The sequence below is a fragment of the Pseudomonas sp. LB3P93 genome, from assembly GCF_054898025.1.
The window spans coordinates 3,825,952-3,846,744 of record NZ_CM142713.1 but is presented as its reverse complement, the minus strand read 5'-3'; the positions used below and the strand labels follow the sequence as shown (position 1 = coordinate 3,846,744).

Genomic DNA, 20,793 nt, shown 5'->3' with positions numbered 1-20,793 from the left:
TTCTTACCAGCCTTTCACTCCGCTCATATCGGGCAGCTTGTGAGCAATGCCTTTGTGGCAGTCGATGCAGGTGGCCTCACCGTTGGCCAGGGATGTCGAATGCATGGCAGAAGCGCGCTTGCTCTGGCGTGTGAAGTCCATGAACTCGAAGTTATGGCAGTTGCGACATTCGCGAGAGTCGTTGGCCTTGAGCCTGGCCCACTCATGTTCGGCCAGTTCGCGGCGCAGGGTGAGGAACTTGTCGCGGGTATCGATGGTGCCGAAAATCTTGCCCCACACCTCCTTTGAAGCCTGCATCTTGCGCGCGATCTTATGCGTCCATTCGTGGGGCACGTGGCAGTCAGGGCAACTGGCGCGTACGCCGGAACGGTTGGTGTAATGAATCGTATCCTTGAGCTCGACGAATACGTTGTCACGCATCTCATGGCAGGAAATGCAGAACTTCTCGGTATTGCTCAGCTCGAGCGCGGTGTTGAAACCGCCCCAGAAAATGATGCCGGCGATAAAGCCCCCCAGCGTCAGAAAGCCCAGGCTGTAGTAGAGGCTCGGACGACGCAGAATGCCCCAGTAATCCTTGAGCAAGGCGAACAGTGCTTTCATGTTGCCTCCTCAGCGTTTCTGTGCGGCGTTGGCGTCGTCTTGCAGTATTTTGTCGATGGTCTCGAAGCTGTTGCCCACCAGAGGGACAGCCTCTGTTTGCGGCACGTGGCATTGGTTGCAAAAGTATCGGCGCGGTGACACTGCCGCCAGTGGTTGGCCGTCGCGGTCCATGTAGTGAGTGATGCTGATCATCGTCGCCTGCGTCCGCGCGCTGTTGGCCCGGCTGTGACAGGACAGGCACTTGTTGCCGTTCATGTCGATCTGATAACCGCGAATGCTGTGGGGGATGGTGGGCGGCTGATCCGGGTAGTTGCGTTCGCGCTTGAGGTCCTTGTTTTCTTCGTTGGCGATGGGCGGGGCTGGCAGGCTCTGGGTCAGGGTTCCGCCGGGCCGGCGCCCGTCAGGCCCAGGCGCATCGAGCGGGTAATTGACCTCGGCGGCGCTCACCACGCCCATCGCCGCGAGCAGGAGCCATGGCAGGATTCGAAAAGGCATGACAGTTCTCCTCAGGCCACGCTGACCAACTCGATTCGGATCGCGCATTTTTTGTAGTCGGTTTGCTTGGAGATCGGGTCGGTGGCATCGAGCGTGACCTTGTTGATCAGCTTGTTGGCATCAAAGAACGGCACGAACACCAGCCCTTGAGGCGGTTTGTTGCGGCCGCGGGTTTCGATGCGCGCACGGATTTCACCGCGTCGGCTGATCAACTTCACTTCACTGCCTCGCCGTGCCTTCAACGCTTTGGCGTCTTCGGGGTGCATGTAGACGAGTGCGTCAGGCACTGCTTTGTACAGTTCCTCGACACGCTGGGTCATGGTGCCGGTATGCCAGTGTTCGAGAACGCGGCCGGTGCTTAGCCAGAACGGGTAATCGGCGTCTGGCGCTTCGGCCGGCGGTTCGTAGGGGAGGGCGAAAATGATCGCCTTCTTGTCCGGGTAGCCGTAAAACTGCACTTCGCTGCCTTTCTCCACATAGGGGTCGAGCCCCTCGCGGTAACGCCAGCGTGTTTCCTTGCCTTCGACCACTGGCCAGCGCAGCCCGCGTTCGCTGTGGTAGCGGTCGAATGCCGCAAGGTCATGCCCGTGGCCGCGACCGAACCGGGCGTACTCCTCGAACAACCCTTTTTGCAGGTAGAAGCCAAAGGCCTTGGCCTCATCGTTTTTGTAGCCTGCTTCCATTTGCTCAATGGGGAACTGGTCAACCTGGCCATTCTTGAACAGTACGTCGAACAGGGTCTTGCCCTTGTAATCGGGAGACTGGGCGAGCAATTCGGCAGGCCAGGTTTCATCGGTGGTGAACCGTTTGGAAAACTCCACCAACTGCCACAGGTCCGACTTGGCGTCCCCAGGTGCGCTGACCAACTGATGCCAGAATTGTGTACGCCGTTCGGCATTGCCAAACGCGCCTTCCTTCTCAACCCACATGGCGCTGGGCAGGATCAGGTCGGCGGCTTGGGCGGACACGGTGGGATAGACATCCGAAACAATCACGAAATTGTCCGGGTTACGCCAACCCGGCAGGACTTCCTGCATGATGTTCGGCCCAGCGTGCATGTTGTTGCTGGCTTGGGTCCAGTAGACGTTGAGCACGCCGTCCTTGAGCATGCGACTCTGTTCCACCGCGTGAAAACCAGGCTTGGGCTGAATGGTACCGGCGGGCAGTTTCCAGATGTTTTCCGCGGTGGCACGATGTTTGGGATTGGTCACCACCAGGTCGGCAGGCAAGCGGTGGGAGAATGTCCCGACTTCGCGTGCCGTACCACAGGCCGACGGCTGACCGGTCAACGAGAAAGGGCTGTTGCCCGGCTCGCTGATTTTTCCGGTGAGCAGATGGATGTTGTAGATCAGGTTATTGGCCCAGACGCCGCGCGTGTGCTGGTTGAAACCCATGGTCCAGAACGACACGACCTTGCGTTTGGGGTCGGCATACAACTCGGCCAGGCTCTTGAGCCGTTCAGCCGATACGCCGGTCTCCTTGGCAGTGCGTTCCAGTGTGTAGGGTTTGACGAACGCGGCGAATTGCTCGAAGTCGATGTCTGTCCAGGTGTTGGCCTTGTCGGCATTCTTCGCCTGTTTTTCCCGTGGATCATCCGGACGCAGTCCGTAGCCGATGTCATCGGCCCCCTTGGCGAAGCGGGTGTGTTTGCTGACGAAGTCCTGATTCACCGCACCGCTTTCAATGATGTGATTGGCGATGTAGTTGAGGATCAGCAGATCGGTTTGCGGCTTGAACACCATCGGGATGTCGGCCAGTTCGAAACTGCGGTGCTCGAAGGTCGACAGCACGGCGACTTTCACGTGCGGGTAACTCAGACGCCGGTCAGTGACGCGGCTCCACAGAATCGGATGCATCTCGGCCATGTTCGAGCCCCAGAGCACAAAGGCGTCGGTGGCTTCGATGTCGTCATAGCAACCCATCGGCTCATCCATACCGAAAGTGCGCATAAAGCCCATGACCGCCGAGGCCATGCAATGTCGGGCGTTGGGGTCGATATTGTTGCTGCGAAAGCCTGCTTTCATCAGCTTGTTGGCGGCGTAGCCTTCCCACACGGTCCATTGCCCGGAACCGAACATGCCGACCGATTCGGGGCCTTTGCTCTTCAAGGCTTCCTTGAATTTGAGTTCCATGATGTCGAAGGCCTGCTCCCAGCTGACAGGCTGGAATTCGCCCTGCTTGTCGTACTGGCCGTTCTTCATGCGCAAAAGCGGCTGGGTCAGGCGATCGACGCCATACATGATCTTCGACAGAAAATAGCCCTTTACGCAGTTCAGCCCGCGATTGACCTCTGCCTTGACGTCGCCATGGGTGGCGACCACCCGGTTATCCTTGGTCGCGACCATCACGCTGCAACCGGTACCGCAGAAGCGGCAGGGCGCCTTGTTCCAGTCCAGGGTGACCAAGTCGGCTTCGGTCACCAGGTTACTGGCGGAGGTCACAATCGGCAGTCCGGCAGCGGCGGCGGCAATGGCGGCGGCCTGCGCCTTGACGAATGCTCGGCGGGTCATGCTCATTCGATGTCTCCTTCGGGTTCGAGGAGTTCGTGGTAGACCAGCGCGGCGTTGAGTACGCCCGGCAGGTTGTTGATCTGTTCGATGCGTTGAAGGATCTGGCTTTCGTGCACGGCCTCAAGGACCACCACCAGTTTTCCGGCAGGACTTTCCTGGTGTAGCTCCAAGCCCTCCAGCAGGCGCAGGTTGGCTTTGACCGCGTCGAAATATTCAGGTCGGGCAAGGACTAAAAGGCTGGCGATATGCAGGGCTTCGTCCATGTGCTGGCTCCAATAAGCCTTACTAAAAGGCTATTAGTTGGGTGGTCCAGGTGGGCCGTACAACATCTGAAAAAACCAGACGATAAAGCCGTAGCCGCCGACGATTGCAATCGACAGCAGCGGAAAGAGGAAGACGACAAGAAACAAGAAAAGCCGGGTTTCCTTGCGGCGCTCGGGTTTGCGTTCTTCGACCAATGGCATTAAGCAATCTCCCGCCTAACTTGCACTCAGCCTAGATCACGACGTTTTTAAAGTTTCCTGGCGCGCACTTTTAACGACCGACGGTGATTCATTTATGGCTGGGTGTCATAAACGGTTGTAACGCCTTAAATCATTATTTCCTCAAGTTACAAATGCGCGGGTATCTCCGCCCAATCAAAAAAATGGGCGGATGCACTGTCCGCTATTTTGATTGTTCTTTCGTTTCCTTTTCGATTTTTGCGTCAACCGCGCCCCGGATCTGGTCGATGCTGAAGCTCGCCGGTTTCTGGCTTGGCGGATACTCGACGAAGGTTTCAGGAATTTTGCGGCTTCAAACGAGGCGAGTGAAACGAGGTATGCATTCCTACCGGAAGGTATAGCCAGTGCACCTTCGTTCGCAGCTCTCGGACTTTGCCTCCAACTCAACGGGAGTTACCTGCTATCCGGGTATTGATGGAAAGGAAATAGTGATAGGGCAGAACAGCGAAGCATCACCGGCATGGGTGAGGAGCTTCTAACTGCGTTCATCGATTACCCGGAAAAGCAGCCATAGAGTGCCCGCTTAATCCCGAAAGGATGGCTTATGCTACAAAACGACCGCGACAATCTGGAGCTCGATAAACTACAAGTTGAAATTCGGAAATTTACCTCCGAAACACGCAAGTTCATGGCAGAAGAAAGCAAGCTGAAGCAAGAAGCCTTCTGGTACCCGTTCGCAGTGGGGGCTGGTATCGTGACTGCCATCGTCGCCGCTGCGGGTCTTTGGTCAAAGTTCTGAGCACCGGGTTCGCAACAGCGGGACCGTACATCGGCGGTATTTGAGTGTTGCCGTTGCGCGGCCCACATTGCCTGACAAAGGTTCACACACACACACACACACACACATGGGTTTACCTGTGACCCGCAAAGGAAGAAGTAGCATGGCGTCACAACCTACGAATCAAGCCAGCATTGAACAGTTGCACCGTGATGTAGCCGCTCTGGCCGAAGAAATGAGCAGCCCGGCCCCGACTGCGGTGCGTGCTTTTCTGTTGCCTTTCAGCATCGGTGCTGCGTTCGCCCTTACGACCTTTATCGTCGTCGCGTTGGTGGCCAGACTGATCTGATTTTCTGCCCCCACTGACTGGATTGGGGGCTGGTGGATCATCTGGAAGTTGGGTCGCGCAATGCGCTCTTGGATTTCATACAGCGGATATTGGCAGAGACCACCCTGTTCAAGATGCTCATACGCCGTAACAAGCGGCCATAACAATAAGCGCAAGAAAACAGACCAGCTGGACGCTAAAGAAGGCAAACCGAACCGCCACAAACGCATCGGTTTGCACATGGCATACGTGAACCAGAGACTGGCACACGCGAGCGATCAGGACGATGGTCGACAAGTAGCTCACTGCGGGGCCGTCGAGACCCAGGGCTGAAATCACCCACACAATCGCGCCAAAGACAGGCAGGTTTTCCACACAATTGGCGTGCGCTCTTGTTCCGCGCCGATACCAATCCTCGCCTTCGGGCTGATCGCTTCGGAAAGAGGCAATCGGCACGTTCGAGAACAGGATTCTGACCCAGCGATACACCCCGACGGTGGCCATCAACAGCAGCAAAGTCCAGGTCGCAAATCCAAGCAACATCCACATCGGTGTCGTCATGGCTGCCATCCTCAATCAATCATTTTCAACACGTCATCCCGCAGCCGACCGGGGCTCGGTCGGCGGGCTCTTGTCGATCAGTTGCTCATGATGGGTGCCAGTGCGGTCAGAATCCTGGACATCTGCTCGGGTGTGGTCATGCGCTCAAGCAGCCGGCCAAAGTGCGGATGCTGCACGCCCGAGATAATGTATTGCCAGCGGTAGGCGCTCAGCACGCAGGCTTTGATTTGCGCTGTCTCATCGGCACCGAAGGAGGGTGAAACATTTCGAATGAAGTAGTCGGCGTCGGCTGCCGATTGTGCCTGCAGGATCGTGTCGACGGCGGCCACCAGCGCAATCAGATCGTCCACGGCCTGGTCGCGCTCGGCCGGAGAGAGTTTCGCGTGCTCCGCCTTCCACTCCAGTTCATCGAGTACGACGTGCCGGCTTTCATCCTTCCAGTGGAATTTGAAGACATCCTTGAACAGTGGGCACAACTCTTCGCGCGGGGCGATGCTTTGCACGTAGTGCGTCTGCACAAACAGCTCGATATGACAGGTCAGCGCCAGTACCGACCAAGTGCTGGACGCCAGTACCGCACGCGCCACCTCGTTGGGATCGGCGACTTGACGGTATCCCGCTGGCAATTGCGTACCCATCATTGTCTCAATGCGCCGGAACAGCTCCTGATGCTTGATCTCGTCGTTGGAAAAGCGCACCAGCGCTTCGAGCGCGAGCTGATCGTCAAACACATGGGCCCGACCTTGATCGAGCATTTTGGCACTGATAAAGCGCTCGACCAGGCCAAAGAGATACGCATAGGTTCGGCCCTGAATCTGGCTGAGGAGGCGCGCCTCGTGCGCGGTGAGAAAAGTCAGGCGGTCGATCCTCGACAGTCCGTCGGGCAAGAATTTGCGCGAGAAGTCGAAGCTGCGGTCCTGAAGCAAATCGCGATCGATCTGCCATTCGGCTTTCTTCGATGACCTGACAAGTTGCGCATAACGGGCGGCGTTGGCCGAGTCTGAGACGGGTAGGGTGGCGACGGTGTTCATAGTGATCTCCTGCTTCCCTGGTCGAATCGGGATAGGGCGATTAGGGTGACGTCGGAGCCAATGATCCTGGGTGAAGCGCTTGGGGATCGTCTCGATCACTGAGTCCACGTTGGTGCTAATCTAGGCCTCGCAGGTCAGGCGGCGAATGACCGGTGCGCCTGATTACATGCTCCGGACTCCGGAATGGAGGGCTGGCAAGTGTTGGATGCGCTTTCTGATGTCTTGCGGGTGATTCGGCTGTCTGGAGGGGTCTTTCTCGAGGCGGAGTTCACTGCGCCCTGGTGCATCAGCGGAAGAATCTCTGCAGACGATTGCAAACCGTTCCTGGCAGCGCCTCGACATATCATTGCCTCGCATTTTGTCGCGGTGGGGCACATGCAATTGCGCATCGACGATGGCGCTACCCTCGACGTGCGGGCCGGCGAACTCATTCTGCTGCCGCGCAATGACGTTCATACGTTTGGCAGTGATCTGAGCATTGCGCCTATGTCTGCGCGCGACGTTATTCAGCCGCCGGACGTCGGCGGCATTTCACGCATCAAGTACGGCGGGGGCGGCGACGCCACACAGTTATTGTGCGGATTCCTCGGCTCTGAAACACCGTTCAGCCCGTTGCTTTCGTCGCTACCATCCTTATTGAAACTGGACGTACGCGCGACGGCTTCGGGAGCCTGGATTGAGAGCTCATTCCGTTTCGCGGTCAGTGAGATCGCGGCGGGCCGCGTCGGCTCGGCAACGGTCATCGCCAAGCTATCCGAATTGCTGTTCGTTGAAGCCGTCAGCCAGTATGTCGCGAGCCTCCCGGCCGAGCGCCGCGGATGGCTGGCGGGTTTGCGAGATCCGCATGTCGGGCGTGCATTGGCGCTGCTCCATGCTCGTCCAACCGAGGGCTGGACCGCAGAAGCCCTGGCGCTTGAAGTGGGCATGTCGCGTTCGGTATTCGCGGAGCGTTTCACGGCATTGGTCGGTCAGCCACCGATGCAATACCTGACGCTCTGGCGTATGCACGTGGCCGCTCAACAGCTGCGCGAAGGTCGCGGTAATGTGGCGCAAATCGGCTTTGCTGTTGGCTACGAATCCGAAGCCGCGTTCAGTCGTGCATTCAAGCGCCAGTTCGGCACATCGCCCGGAACTTGGCGCAGACAATCCGCATGAGCTGGAATTGAACCGGGGCCGCGGCCCGGCGAAGAAACCGCGGCGACCGATCAATCAGGCGGGGAGCAGGCCTTTCTGTTTGGCGACATGTGTCGCCATTGCGTCCATCAAATCCGGAGACAGGCAGTCGTAGGGCTCCAGGCCGATCGAGCGCAGGCGCTCACGAATAGCCTTCATTTGCGCGGGCGGTGTGCCGGTTTCGATGATGGAGGACACGAATGCCGCGAAGCCCGGTGCAGCCCATCCGCGCTGGGGTGAGAGCTCGGTGTGGACGAAGTCCAGGCCATAAAACGCATGGTCCTTGTTCTCGATGCGCCCGAAGAGATGGGCGTGACACTGCTTGCAGGCGTGGCGCTGGATGGTGGCGGATTCGTCAACAATCGCCAGTTTTTCTTCGTGGGCCGTGACGCTGACCTTATCCCTAGGTACCACGGCGATGACGGCGAATGTCGCGTTTTGCGGTTTCCAGCATTTGCTGCAGCCACACGCGTGGTTGTGCAGGGTTTGTGCGCCGATCTTGACCTCGACCTTGTCGGTCGCACACAGGCATTGCAGGGTGCCACCGGTGAAGTTCTCGGCGGCGGGTTGGATACCGTTGTCCAGTGCAGGGTGAAGTTTCAAGGTAGTCATATTGGCGTCTCCTTTTTCAGGGTGTCCCCAGATAAGAATAGCGGTTGCGCGTTATGACAGACGCGATTCGCCTGTTGCGCTGCTCAAACGCTCGGCCGTCATGCCAATGCGCGAGAACACCAGCCACACAAAAAGCAGCACGCTGCAGCCAATCAGGATTGATGCGACGCCAATCAATGGCTCGACTGACGGGAAGCCCTTGAACCGCAGCGTCAGAGCGCCGAGCATCACCGGGACGCCAACGTTGTACGTCCAGAATTGTGCTTTAGCAGCGCGCCCTTCGGTGATCGACGGGTGCGCTGTGCCGATGATGCCGAACAGGGCCATCGACACCCATCCCAACAGGTTGATATGGGCATGTACCGCGAAGAGCGAATGGTCGCCGGACGCACCCATCGCCACACCCAGCATCACGCCAATGGCAAAGTAGAGGGCAGCGAGCCGAAACCAGGTCCGCGAACGGGGGTTGTGATTCATGGCATTCACCTCATGCGCCCTGCGGCGCGCTCAGTTGCTGAAACAATCGATAGGAAGTCGCCGCGAGCTTGGGCGGGCGACCTCTTGTTGGTTGGTAATACCGAGTCTATTATGAGACTCAAGTCTCACGACAAGACAGGATCTCATTTACTCCATGCCAAATTCGAAGTCAAGCCCGTCCAGCGGTGACGGCGAACAGGGCCGCGACAACCAGAAGCGCCGAACGCGCCAGGCACTGATCGATGCCGCCATCGCGTTGCGCGACGAAGGCCATAACCCGACACTTTCGCAAGTGGCCGAGCGCGCGATGGTGTCGCGCGCCACGGCGTATCGCTACTTTCCCTCGACCGAGGCGTTGATCAGCGAGACCGCGGCCGATCGTGACTTGCTGCCGCTGGAGCGCCTCTGGCAGCCGGGAGACGATCCGGTAAAAGGCATTGGTCTGGCGGCAAACGCCTTGAACAAGCTATTGATCGATGACGAGATCGGCCTGCACGTGATGGAGCGTTCATTCATGACGGTGTGGCTCGAGAACGAGTCCCACGAGACGCCGCTGCGGCCTGGACGGCGCATGAGCTACATCGAGCCGATTGTCGACTCACTGAAGGACGTGCTCTCACCCCGGGCGCGCAAACGACTGAAGCAGGCGCTGTCGATCGTGATGGGTACCGAGGCATTGATCGCCGTGCGCGATATCAGTCGTGCGAGCGTTGAAGAATCACTCGACGCCGCCGCCTGGGCCGCTCGGGCGCTGGTTCGTCAGGCGCTGACGGAGGAGGAAGATGCTCGACGAAAGCGCAATGCTACAAGCTCGCGGTCCTCTCCTTCAAAATGATACGGCTGGCCGGAATGATGTGAACACGGGGGCTGCCATAGGCCAACCCATACGCACGAAAGCTACCTCCGGCCTGGGCGCCTGTATCTCATAAATGAGTGGAGTCTGTGTCTATCGAAAGTATCACTGGGTGGGTACGGTCCGCAGACATTCTTTCGCTGATGAGGCAACCATGGATCTGACGGCTGTTCCCTTTGGTACGACCGATTGGTCGACTGTCGAGCCTGTCCAGTACGCTGGACAGACCGGTACCGCCTGGTGGCGAACCTGCCAGTTCGGTTCGACGCGTGTGCGGATGGTTGAATACAGTCCCGGCTATCTGGCCGATCACTGGTGCTGGAGAGGTCATATCCTGTTGTGCCTGGAAGGCGAATTGCACACCGAACTGGAGGATGGTCGCCAGTTCACGCTCACCGCCGGGATGAGCTATCAGGTGGGCAACAACGCCGAGGGGCATCGATCATTCAGCACCACGGGAGCCAAGTTGTTCATTGTGGATTAACGCCGGGATCGATTCTTGCGGACAGAAATCGGTGGTGCGGCCTGCCCATCAGAAACAATAGGCAGGCCCGTGCAACGCAGCTTTTAGCGCAACGAACGGAAGGCTGCGCGCAGTTCCCTGGCGAACAATTCAGGCTGCTCCCAGGCCGCGAAATGGCCACCCTTGTCCACTTCGTTGAAATAGATCAGGTTGGGATAGGCGCGCTCGGTCCAGGTTTTCGGCGCCTTATAGATTTCCCCGGGGAATACGGTGACCGCCACGGGGATCTTGATGTCCCGGGTCTTCTGTTCCACGGCATTGAAGTTGTTGGTGTTGTTTTCCCAATACAGGCGAGCAGACGAAATCGCGCTGTTGGTCAGCCAGTAGAGCGAAATGCCGTCGAGTATTTCGTCCTTGGTCAGGGATTTTTCCGCATCGCCGCCGCTGTAGGTCCACTGGTTGAATTTGTCGAACATCCACGCGGCCAGGCCAGCGGGTGAGTCCGACAAGCCATAGCCGACCGTTTGTGGTCGGGTGCTCATCATGGCGCCGTAAGCCGCATTTTTGCTGAAGAAGGTTTTCAGCGACTCATAGGCTGCTGTCTCCTTGACCGATAGACCGGCGGGAGGCGGGGTGCCGTCGTTGATCGCTTTGGCGACATCGGCAGGCACGGTGGCCGGCATGTTCACGTGGATCCCCAGCAAGCCGGGCGGTGCCTGGCGTCCCATGGCGTCGGCGATCACCGATCCCCAGTCGCCACCTTGCGACACGTAGCGCTTGTAGCCAAGGCGCTTGACCAACACATCCCACGCCGCGCCGATACGGTCGGGACCCCAGCCGCCGTCGGTGGGTCTCTGCGAGAAACCGTAGCCAGGCATCGAGGGAATGATCACGTCAAAGGCATCTTCGGCACGACCGCCGTAGGCCGTCGGGTCGGTCAACGGGCCGATGGCCTTGGTCAGCTCCAGAATCGAACCGGGCCAGCCATGGGTAAGCAGCAGCGGCAGAGCGTTGGGATGTTTCGATTTGACGTGGATGAACTGGATGTCGAGGCCGTCGATGTTGGTCACGAACATGGGCAAGGCATTGAGTTGGGCTTCGACCTTGCGCCAGTCGTATTGCGTACCCCAGTAGCCCACGAGCGCCTGGAGTTTGGCCAGTTGTACACCTTGAGATTGGTCGTTGACCGTTTCGCGGTCGGGCCAACGGGTCGCCAATACGCGTCTGCGCAGATCGGCCACTGCGTCTTCAGGAATGTTGACCTTGAAAGGACGAATGGCGCTGTCCTTCTCGACGGTGGCGGCAACCTCCGGCGTCGTACTGGCCCGGGCGTAAGAGGGCGAGACGAGGGCTACCAGTGCCAGAGCACCAGCGGTTGCAGAAACAGCTAACAGGCAGCGCCGGAACGCCGTAAACGATACTGCTGACATGGTCGTTCTCCAGGGAATTGGGGGCGATAAAATTCAACGACGGACTACATTGGATTCCGCAACGGCGGGCCGCTCAAAGCGATTTCAAACGCGATGGGTTCGAGTTAGTTCAGAAAGGCGTTGGCTTGCGACACGAAATCGTTGGCATATTGGAACAATGCGCCGTGCCCCGAATGTGGATAGATCAGCAATTTGGCATTCGGAATATGCTGTTGCAGCGTGTAGGAGTTCTCGGTGGGCACCATCCTGTCCTTACTGCCGTTGACCACCAGGGTTGGCTGGGTAATCTGGCTCAATTGCGAAAAAGTGCCGTCACCGGGAGCGCTCCATTTGCCCAGCGCCGCGCCTTGGGGCGCGATGACTTTCATCGAACTGAGCTTGTCGAGGCCTTGCCCCGAACTGGCGATAGGCATAACGCACGCCGTCAGCTTCGACGAATTGATTGGGTGCGCTGTTGTGCGTGGCCGCCGGCGCCGCAATGGCGCCGCTGACTGCGAAGGCGAAGACAGCCCCGAGGGCCAGCCGCTGGAAGAGGTGCATGGGTATGCTCCTTACGCGCCTGTTTCGGGATTCAGGTAAGCCGCTTGCCCGGTAGACAGGCTGGCTTTTATGTCGCGTGTCCCTTGGTCGGCGAGCACTTCTTTCAGGCCCGCTTCCACGCCGTCCAGCGACTGGATCACGACGTCGGATGGCTGAACTTTCGGCACGTCAAAGCCGTGGGTCAGGTCGGTGTCGATAAAGCCCACATGCAGGCCTTGCACGCTGGTGCCCTGTCCTTGAAGTTCGATGCGCAGTGAGTTGGTGAAGCTCCACGCCGCCGCTTTCGATGCCGCGTAGGCAGACAGGAAAGGCGCCGCAATCCAGGCCGCATCCGACAGCACGTTGACGATTGCGCCGCCGCCGTTGGCTTTAAGCACAGGGGCGAATGCCAGGCTGACGTGCATGACGCCGTAGTAATTGGTTTCGAAGATTTCGCGAGCAGCTTCCACCAGACCAGGATCCAGCATGGAAGGCAGCAGGCGGGCGATGCCGGCGTTGTTGACCAGCAGCGTCACGTCGCCCGCTTGGGCCACTGCTGCGGCAACCGATGCCGGGTCGCTGACGTCAAGGCGAATGGCAATCACCCCCGGAATGTTGACGCCTTCAGGGTTGCGCACCCCGGCATAAACCTTGCTCGCGCCGCGTGCCACGAGTTCTTTCGCGAACGCGAGACCAAGACCACGGTTGGCACCGGTAACGAAGGCAACGGAATTTTTTATTTTCATGATCGTGTGCTCTGGTTGGGTGAGGCTTTCGCCCTGTAAGATTGCGTTCGCAATCATTGCGTTAATAATGGTGCTCGCATTTATTAAAGTCAATACAAATATTAGAGTTGTAATAAAGGCCTGTGGGCATTGGCTTGTCGATAATTGTGAGTGCAATCATAGTGTGCAAGAATGATCACGGAGGAACCTCATCATGAAAATCTCGAAAGAAAAATCAGAAGCCAACCGCGCCGCGCTGGTGGAGACCGCCAGCCGTCTGTTTCGCGAGAAAGGGATCGATGGGGTGGGCGTCGCCGAAATCAGCAAGTCGGCCGGCTTGACCCACGGTGCGCTGTACGCGCATTTCCCGTCCAAGGAAGCGTTGGCCGCCGAGGCACTGGCGTGGAGCCTGGAGCAGGGCAATGCCAAGCTCTACACGAACACGGTCGATGGCGAGCCGGACCTGGACCGTTTTCTGTCCGAGTATCTGGCCGTCGACAACCGCGACAACTACGCCGAGCACTGTGCAATGGCGGCGTCCGCCAGCGAAATCGGCCGCCAGGATGCTGCGATCAGCGCGAAGTACACCGAGGGCTACATGGTGCTGGTGCGGGCGTTTGAGCGCCGGGTCGCCGCTAACAATCCCGAGGTCGACGCGCTGGCCACCGCCATGGGCATCGTTGCGGCCATGGTGGGCTCCCTTTCGGTAGCGCGGGCCACGGCGAAGGCCAGGCCAGACGTGTCGGCTCAGGTGCTGCGCGGCGTGCGTCTCATGATCGATGCCGCACTGAGCAAACCGGTGTAGTGGGAGGTCTGGCGCAAGGCAGGCCCGAAAGGGCACCTGGCGGTCGCAAATGGAGGGCGTAAAAAAGCCCGGCTGGTTAGGCCGGGCTCATTTTTGAGTACTGCGGTAAAGCCATCCATTTATACAGCGCGGCTTTCGATCAGGCGGTCGGAACCACCTTCAGCGACGCGGTTTTCGATCAGACGGTCGGAACCACCTTCAGCGATGCGATTTTCGATCAGACGATCCGAACCACCCTCAGCCACACGACTTTCAATCAGACGATCCGAGCCACCTTCAGCGACAACCGGGTGAGTTGAGGTAGCGGCAAAAGCGTTAACTGCAAAAACCGAGAAAGCGATGCTGAGAAGAGTTTGGCGTTTCATGATTTTGTGCTCCGGGGTGTAGTTGTTTTGGTATGGAGCCGATCTTACGCCGCGGATTTTTTATGAGAACTTCATTGAGTTGATGGTGACTATCGATGTCGGCAATGAGTGCGAAAGGCCCTGTCTAGACGCTTCAGGCTTCGCTAATCTTGCTGACGCTGGTCACCTGACCATTCCAGACCATCTCGTAATGCGCTGCTTGAACGATTGAAACAACCGGTTTCGGCGTCATCAACGCCCAGCAGTAACTGCCCTGCATCCGCACGGAGTGGTAACGAATACCAGGCCATCGCGCCTCTTTAACGGACCTCCCCAAACGCCGCGATTCCGTGTAATTGTCAGGATCGTAAACAGGATCAGTCAGCGCAATGGCGGCAGCATCCCTCATCGCTACATCCACGAAAGAGCAGGACAACCCCCGGAACACAAACCGCTCATAGTTGAGGCTCGGGACATTCGACCAGTACAGACCTTGGTGATGCCGCACCTCGGCCAACGCCGTTTCCATGGAGTCCGCCAGATACAACACCCCAAAACTGCCATCGCTGAATCGCGAGCCTGCCGGGTTGACGTGAGTAAAAGGTGCCGTCGCATAAGAGCAGCCAGGAATGCCGAACGGGATCTGATCCCGCGCAATCAACTCAAGATGACCCACTTCATTTTTCAGCCGGGGATTCGTCAACGCCTGAATCTGATACAGCACATCAAACTCGTCCGCGTCCGCCACGTCATCAAACATCGTGATCGGTGGAAACTTCGAATTGACCAATCGGTAAGCCTGTAGCTGCTCACCGGCCAGTTCGGCCAGTTCGCTCACCGTCACCATTGCGCACCACGCAGCACGTCAATGCGCTTGAAGGTTTCATACAAGGAAATCATGTCGCCCTGAGCCATGATTTCGAGCGGACTGCGCCCGTTGAAAAACTCGTTGTGGTTGGCCATCGACGGGAAGCCGTAGACATTTTCCGGGTTGTCGAAGATCAGACGCAGGGCGGCGTGGATGTTGAGGACGAAGCTGATGCGCTGCATCTGGTCTGAGTCCAGCGCCACGGACCAAGAGGGATCGCGCTGCCGGGCGCGGGTGTAGGTGCTGCGGGAGATGCGCAGGATGCGGCAGGCCTGATCGCTGGATGCGCTCCATTTTTCGAGGATGCCAACGGCGGCGCGTAGACCTGTCACGCACTGGGCCTTGGTGAAGGCTTGTTCCTGGAGGGGGACTGCCATGTTCTGTGCCTCGCTGTGAATCCATAGATTCAAAACTATATCGATTGAATCTACAGAGCAAGGCAGGCCCGACCAGTGGATTCTATTCCTCCAAGCTGATACCCGACCCCCCTAATTCACCGGGGACATCCTTCAGCTTCGGCAATCCATCTTTGATCCGCAACACAGTCTCCTGATAGTGCACGTGAACCCCAGGCGAGTATTCAAGATCCGGAATGACCGCCGCATACACATCGATCAACCCCAGCTCAGGGTGCTCAGTGAAGAGGTGTCCGCCGCACGTCTTGCACCACTTACGGTAACTGCGCGGTGTCTTGTTGTAAGTGCCAATGTTGTAAGTGCCAATGTTGTCAGCGCCCCGAGTCACCTGCACCGCGTCGGGTTTCCACAGCGTGAAGGCGTTGACCGGTCCTGCCGACCAATGCCGACACGACTCGCAATGGCAGTAACCCATTCCGGCCGGCTCGCCGCTGACGGTGAACTCGACCGCGCCGCAAAAACAACTGCCCTTGTAAGACCGTTCAATGCTCATGGCATGACTCCTTCATCAATGACCAGGCGATACGCGGTTGCTTGTCTTCACTCGTCGATATAGCGCACCGCTGTCGTCGGCGTGCGCCGCACCTGCAGCTCGAAAATGTCCGGGCGCGCGTAATGCCCGGTGACGTCAAGCGCCCGCCGTGCCGGTGCCACGAGTGCGACGTCGATGTCCGCATACAAAATGCCGGCCTCCCGGTGCAGTGGACCGGCCACGATCCGGCCTTGGGGACTGACCACCACCGAGTCGCCGTCGTTGATCCATTCCTCCGGATCGGCAAACAGTTGCGCACGCGCCGGGAAGTCCTCGGGAATGTCACTGCCGCGAAGCGCGGTGCCACTGCCGAGCACCCAACAGCGGCCTTCGAGTGCAATGTGCCGCATCGTACTGATCCAGCCTTCGCCGGCATCGTAAGTGGGCGCGACGTAGATTTCCACGCCTTGGGCATACAGTGAATAGCGTGCCAGCGGCATGTAGCTTTCCCAGCAGATGAGCGCTCCAATGCGACCGACCGGTGTATCGACCGCACGCAACCCGGACGCATCGCCGAAGCCATGCACCATGCGCTCGGGATTCGTCGGCATCAGCTTGCGGTGTCGGTTGAGCACGGCGCCGTTCGCGCCGATAACGACTACGCTGTTATAGAGCGTGCCGCCTCCATTGCGCCGGTCGCGTTCATTGATGCCGCACACGATCGTCACGGCGTGAACCCTGGCGGCCTCGCACAATGGGCTCAGGTCACCGTTCGCGATATCGACGGCGTTGGCCAGCAGCCGCGTGTGCAACTGGCCCATTAGAGCCCCGTCCTTTCCCGCTGCCAGCCGCCAGATCCACGACGGGTAACCCGGAATGAACTGTTCGGGCAGAACGATCAGCGAGGCTCCCGCCACCGCAGCCTCGGCGACCGATTCCACGGCTCGGGTGATCGTTGCGCTGCGATCGAGCAGCACGGGTGGGCGCTGAATGATGGCTACCTTGATCATGGCGTTCTCCATTGGCTTTTGGCTTTCGAAGGCTTGAGCGTGCGCGTGGCGAAGGGGCCGGGCTAGTTCAAAAAGTGAAGCGTTGCAGTAGCGGGAGTCCAGACGATGGAAGAAGGCTACGGTCAGTTCTGCACGGTCGCCCGCGGTGCCGAAGCCCTGTGCGAACGCTGGACACCCTTGGTGGTGCGCGAACTGCTGTGTGGCAGCAAACGCTTCAACGAACTGCACCGCGGCGTACCCCGGATGTCCACCAACCTGCTGACACAACGGCTGCGCCATCTGGAAGAAATCGGCGTCATACACCGCACGGCCACCGGCAAAGTCTGGGAATACAGCCTGACCGAGGCGGGCGAGGAACTGCGCCCCATCATCATGGCGCTAGGGCACTGGGGCGCACGCTGGATCGGCAGCCGCCTGCGCGACGACGAACTCGACGCCGGCTTGCTGATGTGGGACGTGCGCCGGTTCGTGTGCATCGAAACCTTCCCGTCGCGACCGGTGGTCATCCAGTTCACCTTCCGCGATGCGCGGCCCGGCGAGCAAGCGTGGTGGCTGGTGGTAGAGCAGGGCGTGGCGGATTTGTGCCGCGACGACCCTGGGCGTGAACTGACGCTGGTTGTGGATTCAAGCGTGCGGGCGTTGACTGAGGTGTGGGCGGGTGATCGCACACCGAAGGAGGTGCTTCAGTCGCAAGAGTTGCGCGTGGATGGCGCGGTGAAAGATGCGCAGAGTTTGTGGCGCTGGCTGGGTACGAGTGCGTTTGCGGGGACTCGCCGTGCGGCAGTGACTCGGTAGGTTGGCGAAATACCCATCAGGGAGCAGAAGAGCGCATCCCGGCGATGCGCCACTCGGCTCAGAGCCAGTATTCCCAGAGTAGCGCCATCTGCTCTTTGGCTTTCACCGCGAGCGAGCGGCGCTGCCACTTTTCCAGCTTGATTTCGTTCGACTTCGCCAGATCAGCCATGAATGCCGCTTGCATCTTTTTTCCGAACCCGGTGCCCAGCACAACCACGTTGACTTCATCGTTGTGCAGAAAGCTGCGCCAGTCGAAGTTGGTGGAGCCGACACTCGACCACACGCCATCGATGACTGCCGTCTTGACGTGGAGCAGCGCGTCACGGCGTTCGTAAAGCTTGACGTTGGCCTTCAGAAGCTCGCTGTAGTAAGCGCGTCCGGCATGAAACACCAGCGACGAATCAGTGCTGCTGGGCAGCACCAGTTTGACGTCGACGCCACGTGCCGCCGCCTCTTTGAGTGCCGCCAGCAACTGCGGATCGGGCACAAAGTAGGCGTTCGTCAGCCATATCTCGGTCTGCGCGCTATGCAGCGCCGAAATCAGCGTCGCGTAGATCAGGCTGAACGGCTCATCTGGCGAGCTGCCGATGGCGCGAACCACCTCGGTGCCTTTGCGCTCCTGTGGCGGAAAGTATTGGCGAGCGGCGAGCGGTTCACCTTTCTGGGTCGTCCATGTTTCGATGAACAGCTTCTGCAGATCCGCAACCACTGGCCCCTCGACGCGCAAGTCGGTATCGCGCCAGGGCAAATCACCATTGGGGCGAGTCTTCGAGTGAGAGCTGAACGAGCCCCCCGAATAGACGCTGCTGATGTTGATCCCGCCAAGAAAGGCAACACGGCCGTCCACTATCAGCAGCTTTCGGTGGTCGCGCTGGTTCACGTCCCAGCCCGCTTTGGCCGTCGCCGGATTGACCGGGTTGTACTCCAGCACCTTGATGCCCGCGTCGGTCAATCGAGCGAAAAACGCTGAGGGTGTTCCAAGGGTTCCGACGCTGTCACGGATCAGATTGACCTGCACCCCTTTGTGTTGCTGAGCGATCAGTGCGGCGGCGAAGCGCTGGCCGACTTCATCATCGTCGAAGATGTAGGTCTCCATGTTGATGTGGTCGCGCGCACCTTCCACGGCTTTGATCATCGACTGGTAGGTGGAGGGGCCGTCCTGCAGCAAGTCGACCTTGTTTCCTTCCGTTAGCGGACTACCGACAACGGATTCTTCGATAGCGAGGTGCACATCGAAGATGTTGGTTTCTGCGCCTGTGGACTTGAGTCGGTCGAGAATGGCTTTGCTGCGCTCGGCTGACAGAGGTCCGTGGACCCCGTCGAGTTGCACTGGCGCAGAGGGTGCGCGAGCCATGTCGGGCACTATCCTCGGCAATGTACTGCAGGAAATCACCAGTGTCAGGAACACCGCCATGCACAGCACCAGAAGAATACATACACCCTTGCATCTGGTTAGAAGATTCATCAGGCCACCTCTTGGCGAGGACGGTGATAACGCTTTGTCGGGGCGTCTTGCAGACAACGCAAGGCGCCTTGATAGACGGCTTTCAGCGCTTGATCAGGGAAATCTTCGTGCCCTCGATGCTGACCCCGGCCATTAACCCTTGCTGGTCAAATATGAACGCATAGGCATCGTCCTTCAGCGTCGAACTGGACAGGTTCTTCGAGATCCCTTCATCCACTACAACGACGGTGGGCCCTACGCCGATTTCCCACCCCTTGGTTTCGCGAACATAGTTCACGGCTTTATCGGTCATGAGGAAAACCGCATAGCCATAAGACTGGGCACCGGCCTGCAGCCCCCATGACCCGGTGACGGAGTTGTAATAACCCTCAGCTGCCTTGCCTTTGAACAAAACGCCTTCGCCATAGCTGCCACCAAACACAAGGCCGGCCTTGATGATTTTCGGGAAAACTAGTATCGCTTTGGCGTTGCGCGACATGGTCTCGGCAAATGGATGAGTCTTGTAGAGCGTTTGCAACGCTTGCCGAGAGTCGGTAGTCAGATCCTCGGCGGTTGCCGCACCGGCAGAGTTCAGGAAACTCGCCGATGCCAATGAGGCTGTCGCGAGGACGATGGATAGGAAGAACCGCATTGACTGAGTCATTTTCGTACTCCGATACGGGAGCATTGGATGTGAGCAGCAGTCTGCACCTGCCCCCGGCAGAATCCGAGCCTACTGTAATAATCCGGCGCACCCTACAGTGTGTGAACGACTGGCTTCGGCCTTGAATGAAATAGGCTAGAAGCCTTTGATCATTGGCGATGCCATCAACTGCTTTGACCTCTGGGGGCGGGGCGGGTTCGTCGGTAAATACCGTGAGGCAGGGGAGGCCGGCCAGATGATTCTCGGATTTTGCCCATGCTGCGTATGGGCGGGCCGTGGCTATTGAAGTTTTTCGGTTTGTAATGAATCGATTTTCGGCAGGGGGGGCTGAAGCGCCAGCGACAATCGGTCTGCCAGGCTCCTGGCCTCCTGAGTCGCGGCCTCCCGCGCGCGCAAATCAACGTCTTCCCCCAGGATGGTTTTCTCCACAATCACCGAGTGCACGTCTGTGACGCCGATAAATTTCAACCAGGCTTCCACGTACGGTTTCTGGAAGTCGAAGCGCTCCGCCGGTGTGATCGACTGTGCTGAAAAGTCCAGACCGCGGGCGTACATCACCACGGCCAGTTTGTTGTGCAGCATGCCTTCCAGACCGCGTTCCGGGTCAACGCTGAACAGGATGTCTTTCTGCGATACCAGGTCGATGAAATGCTTGAGTTTGTACGGGATGCTGAAATTCCACAGCGGGACAGACATCACCAGTACATCCGCGCGGTGCAGGTGTGCAGCCAGATCTTCCAGGGTGTTCCAGGCGTCCTGTTGCTGCGGGGTCAACGGCGTGCCATTGAGCCCGGCGTATTTGGCCTCCATCGCAAGATCATCGAATTCCGGCAGAGCCATGTTCCAGAGGTCGAGGGTGATGATTTCGGTGTCCGGGCTGTTTGCTTGATAACGCGCAATGAAGCTACGCGCGACTTCAAGGGAAGCCGAACGCTGCTTGCGTGGAGAACACTGAATATGGAGAAGCGTCGTCATGG

The 20,793-nt window shown here is 58.6% G+C and carries 26 protein-coding genes and 2 pseudogenes; 7 read left to right on the top strand and 21 right to left on the bottom strand.

From position 1 onward, the window contains the following. Positions 1 to 3 precede the first annotated feature (3 nt). The 6 genes and pseudogenes from ACYZT8_RS17380 to ACYZT8_RS17355 form a co-directional block, all read right to left on the bottom strand. On the bottom strand, positions 4 to 600 hold the full coding sequence (locus tag ACYZT8_RS17380; protein WP_033059988.1) for a cytochrome c3 family protein: 597 nt from the start codon (positions 598 to 600) through the stop codon (positions 4 to 6). 9 nt (positions 601 to 609) lie between these two features. After that, positions 610 to 1,095 (bottom strand): nitrate reductase cytochrome c-type subunit, encoded by a 486-nt coding sequence (locus tag ACYZT8_RS17375; protein ID WP_461974521.1) that lies wholly within the window; start codon positions 1,093 to 1,095, stop codon positions 610 to 612. 11 nt (positions 1,096 to 1,106) lie between these two features. Further along, positions 1,107 to 3,611 (bottom strand): nitrate reductase catalytic subunit NapA, encoded by a 2,505-nt coding sequence (gene napA, locus ACYZT8_RS17370; RefSeq protein ID WP_461974519.1) that lies wholly within the window; start codon positions 3,609 to 3,611, stop codon positions 1,107 to 1,109. Further along, on the bottom strand, positions 3,608 to 3,868 hold the full coding sequence (locus ACYZT8_RS17365; protein WP_461974517.1) for a chaperone NapD: 261 nt from the start codon (positions 3,866 to 3,868) through the stop codon (positions 3,608 to 3,610). Before ACYZT8_RS17365 ends, napA begins: the two co-directional genes overlap by 4 nt. A gap of 33 nt (positions 3,869 to 3,901) precedes the next feature. Beyond that, positions 3,902 to 4,069, bottom strand: coding sequence for a periplasmic nitrate reductase, NapE protein (gene napE / locus ACYZT8_RS17360; RefSeq protein ID WP_461974515.1), 168 nt, complete (start codon positions 4,067 to 4,069; stop codon positions 3,902 to 3,904). A gap of 202 nt (positions 4,070 to 4,271) precedes the next feature. After that, a pseudogene (locus tag ACYZT8_RS17355) lies at positions 4,272 to 4,435 on the bottom strand (arylsulfatase); the annotation flags it as partial. A gap of 217 nt (positions 4,436 to 4,652) precedes the next feature. Between ACYZT8_RS17355 and ACYZT8_RS17350 the strand changes: the two are divergent. After that, the gene (locus tag ACYZT8_RS17350; protein WP_461954608.1) at positions 4,653 to 4,847 is read left to right on the top strand and encodes a hypothetical protein; all 195 of its coding nucleotides are present in this window, start codon (positions 4,653 to 4,655) and stop codon (positions 4,845 to 4,847) included. A gap of 142 nt (positions 4,848 to 4,989) precedes the next feature. Then, entirely contained in the window at positions 4,990 to 5,175 is a 186-nt protein-coding gene (locus ACYZT8_RS17345; protein ID WP_461974513.1) for a hypothetical protein, read from the top strand. A 117-nt stretch (positions 5,176 to 5,292) separates the two neighbouring features. Here the strand turns inward: ACYZT8_RS17345 and ACYZT8_RS17340 are convergent, their stop codons facing one another. Then, on the bottom strand, positions 5,293 to 5,715 hold the full coding sequence (locus tag ACYZT8_RS17340; RefSeq protein WP_461974512.1) for an MAPEG family protein: 423 nt from the start codon (positions 5,713 to 5,715) through the stop codon (positions 5,293 to 5,295). Between the two features lie 77 nt (positions 5,716 to 5,792). Then, entirely contained in the window at positions 5,793 to 6,746 is a 954-nt protein-coding gene (locus tag ACYZT8_RS17335) for a diiron oxygenase (RefSeq protein ID WP_461974510.1), read from the bottom strand. A 198-nt stretch (positions 6,747 to 6,944) separates the two neighbouring features. Between ACYZT8_RS17335 and ACYZT8_RS17330 the strand changes: the two genes are divergently transcribed. Next, on the top strand, positions 6,945 to 7,901 hold the full coding sequence (locus tag ACYZT8_RS17330; RefSeq protein WP_461982508.1) for an AraC family transcriptional regulator: 957 nt from the start codon (positions 6,945 to 6,947) through the stop codon (positions 7,899 to 7,901). 54 nt (positions 7,902 to 7,955) lie between these two features. On the opposite strand, the gene gfa is transcribed toward ACYZT8_RS17330, so the two are convergent. Continuing rightward, the gene (gfa, locus tag ACYZT8_RS17325; protein WP_461974508.1) at positions 7,956 to 8,531 is read right to left on the bottom strand and encodes an S-(hydroxymethyl)glutathione synthase; all 576 of its coding nucleotides are present in this window, start codon (positions 8,529 to 8,531) and stop codon (positions 7,956 to 7,958) included. A gap of 51 nt (positions 8,532 to 8,582) precedes the next feature. Beyond that, on the bottom strand, positions 8,583 to 9,008 hold the full coding sequence (locus tag ACYZT8_RS17320) for a hypothetical protein (protein ID WP_461982507.1): 426 nt from the start codon (positions 9,006 to 9,008) through the stop codon (positions 8,583 to 8,585). Between the two features lie 154 nt (positions 9,009 to 9,162). Here ACYZT8_RS17320 and ACYZT8_RS17315 point away from each other — a divergent pair, with 154 nt between their 5' ends. Continuing rightward, on the top strand, positions 9,163 to 9,843 hold the full coding sequence (locus tag ACYZT8_RS17315) for a TetR/AcrR family transcriptional regulator (RefSeq protein ID WP_461974506.1): 681 nt from the start codon (positions 9,163 to 9,165) through the stop codon (positions 9,841 to 9,843). Positions 9,844 to 10,015: 172 nt separating this feature from the next. Beyond that, positions 10,016 to 10,345, top strand: coding sequence for a DHCW motif cupin fold protein (locus ACYZT8_RS17310; protein WP_461954600.1), 330 nt, complete (start codon positions 10,016 to 10,018; stop codon positions 10,343 to 10,345). 83 nt (positions 10,346 to 10,428) lie between these two features. Here ACYZT8_RS17310 and ACYZT8_RS17305 read toward each other — a convergent pair whose 3' ends face one another. The 3 genes from ACYZT8_RS17305 to ACYZT8_RS17295 all read right to left on the bottom strand — a co-directional run bounded on the left by ACYZT8_RS17305 (position 10,429) and on the right by ACYZT8_RS17295 (position 13,019). Further along, positions 10,429 to 11,754, bottom strand: coding sequence for an epoxide hydrolase family protein (locus tag ACYZT8_RS17305; RefSeq protein ID WP_461974504.1), 1,326 nt, complete (start codon positions 11,752 to 11,754; stop codon positions 10,429 to 10,431). A gap of 104 nt (positions 11,755 to 11,858) precedes the next feature. Continuing rightward, on the bottom strand, positions 11,859 to 12,167 hold the full coding sequence (locus ACYZT8_RS17300; protein ID WP_461974502.1) for an alpha/beta fold hydrolase: 309 nt from the start codon (positions 12,165 to 12,167) through the stop codon (positions 11,859 to 11,861). A 138-nt stretch (positions 12,168 to 12,305) separates the two neighbouring features. Next, a complete protein-coding gene (locus tag ACYZT8_RS17295) occupies positions 12,306 to 13,019 on the bottom strand; it encodes an SDR family oxidoreductase (RefSeq protein ID WP_461974500.1) in 714 nt (237 codons plus the stop codon). A gap of 193 nt (positions 13,020 to 13,212) precedes the next feature. On the opposite strand from ACYZT8_RS17295, the gene ACYZT8_RS17290 reads away from it, so the two are divergent. Further along, entirely contained in the window at positions 13,213 to 13,803 is a 591-nt protein-coding gene (locus tag ACYZT8_RS17290) for a TetR/AcrR family transcriptional regulator (RefSeq protein ID WP_461974498.1), read from the top strand. A gap of 128 nt (positions 13,804 to 13,931) precedes the next feature. On the opposite strand, the pseudogene ACYZT8_RS17285 reads toward ACYZT8_RS17290, so the two are convergent. From ACYZT8_RS17285 to ACYZT8_RS17265, 5 genes and pseudogenes are all read right to left on the bottom strand, one after another. Next, a pseudogene (locus ACYZT8_RS17285) lies at positions 13,932 to 14,168 on the bottom strand (phage infection protein); the annotation flags it as partial. A 133-nt stretch (positions 14,169 to 14,301) separates the two neighbouring features. Continuing rightward, a complete protein-coding gene (locus ACYZT8_RS17280) occupies positions 14,302 to 14,994 on the bottom strand; it encodes an RES family NAD+ phosphorylase (RefSeq protein WP_461974496.1) in 693 nt (230 codons plus the stop codon). Then, on the bottom strand, positions 14,988 to 15,392 hold the full coding sequence (locus tag ACYZT8_RS17275) for an antitoxin Xre-like helix-turn-helix domain-containing protein (RefSeq protein ID WP_461974494.1): 405 nt from the start codon (positions 15,390 to 15,392) through the stop codon (positions 14,988 to 14,990). The genes ACYZT8_RS17280 and ACYZT8_RS17275 overlap by 7 nt, the downstream gene beginning before the upstream one ends. A gap of 82 nt (positions 15,393 to 15,474) precedes the next feature. Then, on the bottom strand, positions 15,475 to 15,924 hold the full coding sequence (locus ACYZT8_RS17270) for a GFA family protein (RefSeq protein WP_461974492.1): 450 nt from the start codon (positions 15,922 to 15,924) through the stop codon (positions 15,475 to 15,477). A 47-nt stretch (positions 15,925 to 15,971) separates the two neighbouring features. Next, positions 15,972 to 16,913 (bottom strand): carbon-nitrogen hydrolase family protein, encoded by a 942-nt coding sequence (locus ACYZT8_RS17265; protein ID WP_461954588.1) that lies wholly within the window; start codon positions 16,911 to 16,913, stop codon positions 15,972 to 15,974. A 105-nt stretch (positions 16,914 to 17,018) separates the two neighbouring features. Between ACYZT8_RS17265 and ACYZT8_RS17260 the strand changes: the two genes are divergently transcribed. Beyond that, on the top strand, positions 17,019 to 17,708 hold the full coding sequence (locus tag ACYZT8_RS17260; RefSeq protein WP_461974491.1) for a winged helix-turn-helix transcriptional regulator: 690 nt from the start codon (positions 17,019 to 17,021) through the stop codon (positions 17,706 to 17,708). A 58-nt stretch (positions 17,709 to 17,766) separates the two neighbouring features. Here the strand turns inward: ACYZT8_RS17260 and cls are convergent, their stop codons facing one another. The 3 genes from cls to ACYZT8_RS17245 form a co-directional block, all read right to left on the bottom strand. Beyond that, positions 17,767 to 19,173 carry a cardiolipin synthase gene (gene cls / locus ACYZT8_RS17255; RefSeq protein ID WP_461974489.1) on the bottom strand — a complete coding sequence of 469 codons (1,407 nt, stop codon included), beginning with the start codon at positions 19,171 to 19,173 and terminating at the stop codon, positions 17,767 to 17,769. Positions 19,174 to 19,255: 82 nt separating this feature from the next. Then, entirely contained in the window at positions 19,256 to 19,816 is a 561-nt protein-coding gene (locus ACYZT8_RS17250) for a lipid-binding SYLF domain-containing protein (protein ID WP_461974487.1), read from the bottom strand. Between the two features lie 279 nt (positions 19,817 to 20,095). Further along, positions 20,096 to 20,791: an FMN-dependent NADH-azoreductase gene (locus ACYZT8_RS17245; protein WP_461974486.1), complete on the bottom strand. Its 696-nt coding sequence runs from the start codon at positions 20,789 to 20,791 to the stop codon at positions 20,096 to 20,098. Positions 20,792 to 20,793: the final 2 nt, after the last annotated feature.

Bases quoted from the DNA above. Each gene is read 5' to 3' on its own strand.
- ACYZT8_RS17380 (WP_033059988.1), bottom strand. From the start codon at position 600: ATGAAAGCACTGTTCGCCTTGCTCAAGGATTACTGGGGCATTCTGCGT.
- ACYZT8_RS17375 (WP_461974521.1), bottom strand. From the start codon at position 1,095: ATGCCTTTTCGAATCCTGCCATGGCTCCTGCTCGCGGCGATGGGCGTG.
- napA (WP_461974519.1), bottom strand. From the start codon at position 3,611: ATGAGCATGACCCGCCGAGCATTCGTCAAGGCGCAGGCCGCCGCCATT.
- ACYZT8_RS17365 (WP_461974517.1), bottom strand. From the start codon at position 3,868: ATGGACGAAGCCCTGCATATCGCCAGCCTTTTAGTCCTTGCCCGACCT.
- napE (WP_461974515.1), bottom strand. From the start codon at position 4,069: ATGCCATTGGTCGAAGAACGCAAACCCGAGCGCCGCAAGGAAACCCGG.
- ACYZT8_RS17350 (WP_461954608.1), top strand. From the start codon at position 4,653: ATGCTACAAAACGACCGCGACAATCTGGAGCTCGATAAACTACAAGTT.
- ACYZT8_RS17345 (WP_461974513.1), top strand. From the start codon at position 4,990: ATGGCGTCACAACCTACGAATCAAGCCAGCATTGAACAGTTGCACCGT.
- ACYZT8_RS17340 (WP_461974512.1), bottom strand. From the start codon at position 5,715: ATGACGACACCGATGTGGATGTTGCTTGGATTTGCGACCTGGACTTTG.
- ACYZT8_RS17335 (WP_461974510.1), bottom strand. From the start codon at position 6,746: ATGAACACCGTCGCCACCCTACCCGTCTCAGACTCGGCCAACGCCGCC.
- gfa (WP_461974508.1), bottom strand. From the start codon at position 8,531: ATGACTACCTTGAAACTTCACCCTGCACTGGACAACGGTATCCAACCC.
- ACYZT8_RS17320 (WP_461982507.1), bottom strand. From the start codon at position 9,008: ATGAATCACAACCCCCGTTCGCGGACCTGGTTTCGGCTCGCTGCCCTC.
- ACYZT8_RS17315 (WP_461974506.1), top strand. From the start codon at position 9,163: ATGCCAAATTCGAAGTCAAGCCCGTCCAGCGGTGACGGCGAACAGGGC.
- ACYZT8_RS17310 (WP_461954600.1), top strand. From the start codon at position 10,016: ATGGATCTGACGGCTGTTCCCTTTGGTACGACCGATTGGTCGACTGTC.
- ACYZT8_RS17305 (WP_461974504.1), bottom strand. From the start codon at position 11,754: ATGTCAGCAGTATCGTTTACGGCGTTCCGGCGCTGCCTGTTAGCTGTT.
- ACYZT8_RS17300 (WP_461974502.1), bottom strand. From the start codon at position 12,167: ATGCCTATCGCCAGTTCGGGGCAAGGCCTCGACAAGCTCAGTTCGATG.
- ACYZT8_RS17295 (WP_461974500.1), bottom strand. From the start codon at position 13,019: ATGAAAATAAAAAATTCCGTTGCCTTCGTTACCGGTGCCAACCGTGGT.
- ACYZT8_RS17290 (WP_461974498.1), top strand. From the start codon at position 13,213: ATGAAAATCTCGAAAGAAAAATCAGAAGCCAACCGCGCCGCGCTGGTG.
- ACYZT8_RS17280 (WP_461974496.1), bottom strand. From the start codon at position 14,994: ATGGTGACGGTGAGCGAACTGGCCGAACTGGCCGGTGAGCAGCTACAG.
- ACYZT8_RS17275 (WP_461974494.1), bottom strand. From the start codon at position 15,392: ATGGCAGTCCCCCTCCAGGAACAAGCCTTCACCAAGGCCCAGTGCGTG.
- ACYZT8_RS17270 (WP_461974492.1), bottom strand. From the start codon at position 15,924: ATGAGCATTGAACGGTCTTACAAGGGCAGTTGTTTTTGCGGCGCGGTC.
- ACYZT8_RS17265 (WP_461954588.1), bottom strand. From the start codon at position 16,913: ATGATCAAGGTAGCCATCATTCAGCGCCCACCCGTGCTGCTCGATCGC.
- ACYZT8_RS17260 (WP_461974491.1), top strand. From the start codon at position 17,019: ATGGAAGAAGGCTACGGTCAGTTCTGCACGGTCGCCCGCGGTGCCGAA.
- cls (WP_461974489.1), bottom strand. From the start codon at position 19,173: ATGAATCTTCTAACCAGATGCAAGGGTGTATGTATTCTTCTGGTGCTG.
- ACYZT8_RS17250 (WP_461974487.1), bottom strand. From the start codon at position 19,816: ATGACTCAGTCAATGCGGTTCTTCCTATCCATCGTCCTCGCGACAGCC.
- ACYZT8_RS17245 (WP_461974486.1), bottom strand. From the start codon at position 20,791: ATGACGACGCTTCTCCATATTCAGTGTTCTCCACGCAAGCAGCGTTCG.